Here is a 4,646-nt window from a genome sequence, read left to right as displayed (position 1 = left end):
GCAAGGAAAAGGCCGCGTGGGAGGCGAGGATCGCCGCCGACACGCTCCGGCTCCCGGCGGAGACGACCCTCGAAGAGCTCCTCGCCCGCGTCGCGGAAGCCAACGCCGATCCCGGGGTGGACGGGCTCCTCGTCCAGATGCCGCTGCCGCCCGGACTCGACGGCCGGCGCGTCCTCGACGCCGTCGACCCCGCCAAGGACGTGGACGGCTTCCATCCGTTCAACGTCGGGCTGCTCCAGCAGGGACGCCCGCATCTGGTCCCGTGCACCCCGGCGGGCATCATGGAGCTTCTGCGCCGCAACGGCATCACGGTCGCCGGCAAACGCGCGGTCGTCGTGGGCCGGAGCGAGATCGTCGGAAAGCCGATGGCGGCGCTGCTCCTGTCGGCCAACGCGACGGTCACGGTCGCCCACTCGAAGACTCCCGATCTCGCCGCCGTGTGCCGCGAGGCGGAGATTCTCGTCGTCGCGGTCGGCAAGCCGCGCTTCGTGACGGCGGAGTTCGTGCGCCCCGGCGCCGTCGTGATCGACGTCGGAATCAACCGCCTCGAAGCCGGTCTGGCCGGCGACGTCGACTTCGACTCCGTCCGCGCGGTCGCGTCCGCGGTCACGCCCGTGCCGAGAGGCGTGGGCCCGCTCACGGTCGCGATGCTCCTGAAGAACACGGTGCGCGCAGCGAATGCGCGCGCGCGCGACCTCACGCGTTCACGAAACCTCACCCCCCTGCCCCCCTCTCCCGGCGGAGAGGGGGGCAGAGACCCGGCGCGGTGATCCGGATCGGGCTGACCGGCGGGATCGCGTCGGGGAAGTCCGCGGCCGCGAAGATACTGCACGAATGCGGGGCGGAGGTCTTCGACGCGGACCGCATCGTGGCGGACCTCTACGTTCCGGGCGGCGAAGGCGCGAAAGCCGTCGAACGGCTCTTCGGGCGGGAGATGCTCGACGCGGGCGGAGCGGTTTCGAAAGCGAAGCTCGGAAAGCTCGCCTTCGAAGATCCCGAAGCGAGGCGACGCCTGGAGGCCGCGATCCATCCCCTCGTCATCGCGGAGATCCGGCGCCGCTTCGGGGACGCCGAGCGCTCCGGCGCGGCCATCGCGGTCGCGGAAGCTTCCCAGATCCTCGACGGGGGCTACGGGCGGGAGTTCGACCGGGTCGTCCTTCTCGTCGCGCCTCGATCGGCGCGCCTCGCTCGCGCCGAGGCCCGAGGAATTTCGCGCGGCGAAACAGAACGGCGGATCGCGGCGCAGATTCCCGAGGAGGATGCCCGCCGAAAAGCGGACGACGTCATCGAGAATACCGGGACGGTCGAGGAACTGCGGAAGAAGGTGGAAGCGCTGTACCGGGAGTGGGTCAGAACCGGGGGGTGAGACCCGAAATTCGAAATCCGAAATTCGAAATCCGAAATCCGAAATTCGAAATCCGAAACCCGAAACCCGAAACCCGAAACTCGAAGGAGGCCGAACCTATAGTTCGGAATACAGCTCCAGCCGCCCCGGTCCATTTCGGATTTCGAGATTCGGGTTTCGGATTTCACCTACCTTCCTTCTTGCCACAATCGGATCTTCCGCCGGAGCTCCTCCCACGCCCGCCGCCGGTGCGAGATCGCGTTCTTCTCGGCGGCGCTCATCTCGGCGAACGTCCGCACCTCCCCTTCGGGGACGAAAATCGCGTCCCATCCGAAGCCCCCGTTTCCGCGCGGCCTCTCGGCGATCGCGCCGTCGATCCTTCCGATCGCCGTCAGCTGCTCCGTTTCGGACCGGAAGGCGAGGACGCAGGTCGCCGCCGCCCCTCGGTCGCGGAACCCGTCGAGCGACCGGCACAGCGCCTCGAGGCCGGCGAGCCTCTCGAACCACTTGACGTATGGGCCCGGGAGACCGCCCCAGGCGGAGAAGCCGAGGGCCGAGTCTTCGACGACGCAGGCGCGCTCGAGCCGGCGGAACGCCTCGCGCGCCTTCTCGCGCGCGACATCCTCGATCGTCGCGGCCTGGATTTCCGGCAGCTCGAGATCGGCGCGCTCGACCTCGGAGCCGAGGATCTCTGACGCCTCGCGGGCCTTGCCGGCGGAGCTGGTGACGAGCAGGATGCGCATTCCGCCGATTATGGCGTATCGCCGGTCAGCCCGCCGGCTCGGAGCGCCGCCGGAACCGCGGGACGGGCGTTCTATACTGTTGCCGGGATCCCATTCAGAAAGGAGCCGCGTCATTCGGGAGTACCGGTATCCGTCCGCTCCGACGATGAGGGGAATCCGCGGGTGATCGAGGGTCGCGCCACGGGCGAGGGAACCGAAACTTTCGCGCGCCGTTCGCCCGCCGCGGCGGGACATTTCCGGGAGACGGCCGGAGGCCTTCGGCTCTCTTCGATCGGGCTCGGGACGTATCTCGGCGAGGAGGACGACGCGACCGACCGCGGGTTCGAAGAGTCGATCGCCGTCGCGCTCTCTCTCGGGGTCAACGTCATCGACACCGCGGTCAACTACCGCGGGCAGCGCAGCGAGCGCGCCGTCGGCCGGGCCGTCGCGGCGGCGATCGAAGAGGGAGCGGCGGCGCGCGAGGAGATCTTCGTCGCGACGAAGGGCGGCTTCCTCCCGTACGACGGCGAGGACGCGCGGCCTCCGGAGATCCAGGCCGGCGCCGCGTTCTTCGACACCGGGATCCTCTCGGCGCCCGACGTCGCCGCCGGATGCCACGCGATGTCGCCGCAGTTCCTCGGCGAGATGATCGAGTGGAGCCGGAAGAACCTCGGTCTCTCGACGATCGACCTCTACTACCTCCACAATCCGGAGACCCAGCTCCAGGCCGTCCCGCGCGAGGCCTTCGCCGGGAGGCTGCGCCGCGCGATCGAGGTTCTCGAGAAGGCCGCGCAGGAAGGAAGGATCGGGTCCTGGGGCGTGGCCACGTGGGACGCGCTCCGCGTCCCGCCGTCCCACCCGGCGCACCTCTCGCTCGCCGAGATCGCCGCGGCGGCGCGCGACGTCGCGGGCGACGCTCATCACTTCGCGGCCGTCCAGGCGCCCGTCAATCTCGCGATGCCCCAGGCGATCGCCTACCCTTCGCAGCGCTCCCGCGGGCGGAAGGCGCCGCTCGCCGCTGCCGCCGCCAACCTGGGGCTCGCCCTCTTCTCGTCCGCGTCGATCCTGCAAGGGCGGCTGGTCGAGGCGGACCTCCCTCCGGAGGTCGACGCGCTCTTCTCCGAGATCCCCCAGGGAGCGGAGCGGGCGCTCCAGCTCCCCCGCTCGGCGGCGGGCGTGACGTCGGCGCTCGTCGGCGTCTCGAACCCGGAGCACGCCCGCGACACGTTCCGGCTGGCGCTCCTCCCGCCGGCGGATCCGGACGCCATCGCCCGCCTGTTCGCGGCCTGATCCCGGATCGGTCCCGACCGGTTCGCGCTTTCGGCGGCTACCGGCCCGCCGCTTTCCGGCGCCGGGCGGCCCGGCGCGGCCCCTTCGCGTACCGTGATCGCAGGAGCTCGATCGTCGCGGCGATTCCGAATCCGGAGGCTCCGGCGGGATAGCCCGCGCGCGCCTTCTCGAAGTGCGCGACTCCCGCGATGTCGCAATGGGCCCAGGGGACGCCCTTGGGCACGAACTCCTTGAGGAAGATCGCGGCGCTCACGGTGCCGCCGTAGCGGCCGCCGGAGTTCTTCATGTCGGCGTATTCGGACTTGAGGAGGTCGCGGTACTCGTCCCAGAGCGGCAGCCGCCAGAACCGGTCGCCCGTTTTCTCCCCGGCCGCGCGGAGGTCCTCGACGAGCCGGTCGTCGCTGCCCATGACGCCCGCGCACTCCTGACCGAGCGCCACGAGCACGGCGCCCGTCAGGGTCGCAAAGTCGATCAGCACGTCGGGATGGAACTTCTCGGCGTAGGACAGCGCGTCGGCGAGGATGAGGCGACCCTCCGCGTCCGTGTTGTCGACTTCGACCGTCTTGCCGTTGCGCATCCGGAGGATGTCGCCGGGCCGGTACGACGTTCCCGACGGGACGTTCTCGGCGATCGGCGTGAGCGCCGTGACCGTCACGGGAAGATCGAGCCGGTGCGCGGCGCGGACGATCGCGAGCGCGGTCGCGGCGCCCATCATGTCGAACTTCATCTCGCCCATCGACGCCGGAGGCTTGATCGAGATGCCCCCCGAGTCGAAGGTGATCCCCTTCCCGACGAGGACGACGTTCCCGCGCGACGACCGGGGACGGTGGGCGAGCACGAGGAACCCCGGGGGGCGGCGGCTCCCCGAGGAGACGCCGAGAACGCCGCCCATCCGCTCGCGGCGGATCTCCGCCGGCGAGAGGGATCGGAAATAGAGCCGCTCCCGGCGCGCGGCGGAGGCGACGATCGCCGACAGCTCCCGCGACCCGAGATCGTTGGCGGGAGTGTTCCCGAGGTCCCGCGTCCATTCCGCCATCTCGGCGACGACTTCCGCGCCGCGCCGCTCTTCGGGGCGAAGCGCCGCGCCCTCGACGTCCACGCCGAGCGTCAGGCGGGGCTTGCGCTCACCGCTCCGGTAGCGGTGAAAGTCGTAATCGGAGAGAGCGACGTGCGGGAGAAGGGCCGCCGCGATCGCCGCCGCCTCCCGCGGATACACGAACAGCGCCGCGCGAGCGCCGCGCTTCTGCATCGAGCGGGCGGCCTGGCGCGTCGCCCCGCGGAGCGCGGCG

General features: G+C 70.7%; 4 protein-coding genes and 1 pseudogene. 3 read left to right on the top strand and 2 right to left on the bottom strand.

What is annotated here, in order from left to right:
* Together VKH46_02365 and coaE are read left to right on the top strand one after the other, a co-directional pair.
* Positions 1–686 (top strand): annotated as a pseudogene (locus tag VKH46_02365) (bifunctional 5,10-methylenetetrahydrofolate dehydrogenase/5,10-methenyltetrahydrofolate cyclohydrolase).
* Between the two features lie 80 nt (positions 687–766).
* The gene (gene coaE / locus VKH46_02360) at positions 767–1,366 is read left to right on the top strand and encodes a dephospho-CoA kinase (protein ID HKB69656.1); all 600 of its coding nucleotides are present in this window, start codon (positions 767–769) and stop codon (positions 1,364–1,366) included.
* Between the two features lie 167 nt (positions 1,367–1,533).
* Here the strand turns inward: coaE and rdgB are convergent, their stop codons facing one another.
* On the bottom strand, positions 1,534–2,088 hold the full coding sequence (gene rdgB, locus VKH46_02355; protein HKB69655.1) for an RdgB/HAM1 family non-canonical purine NTP pyrophosphatase: 555 nt from the start codon (positions 2,086–2,088) through the stop codon (positions 1,534–1,536).
* A 162-nt stretch (positions 2,089–2,250) separates the two neighbouring features.
* On the opposite strand from rdgB, the gene VKH46_02350 reads away from it, so the two are divergent.
* The gene (locus VKH46_02350; protein ID HKB69654.1) at positions 2,251–3,357 is read left to right on the top strand and encodes an aldo/keto reductase; all 1,107 of its coding nucleotides are present in this window, start codon (positions 2,251–2,253) and stop codon (positions 3,355–3,357) included.
* Between the two features lie 37 nt (positions 3,358–3,394).
* Here VKH46_02350 and VKH46_02345 read toward each other — a convergent pair.
* On the bottom strand, positions 3,395–4,646 hold a 1,252-nt coding region (locus VKH46_02345; protein HKB69653.1), incomplete at its 5' end, for a leucyl aminopeptidase.

This window comes from Thermoanaerobaculia bacterium (genome assembly GCA_035260525.1).
GTDB lineage: Bacteria > Acidobacteriota > Thermoanaerobaculia > UBA5066 > DATFVB01 > DATFVB01.
Note: the sequence above shows the minus strand (reverse complement) of the source record. Positions and strands in the feature narration are given on the sequence as shown.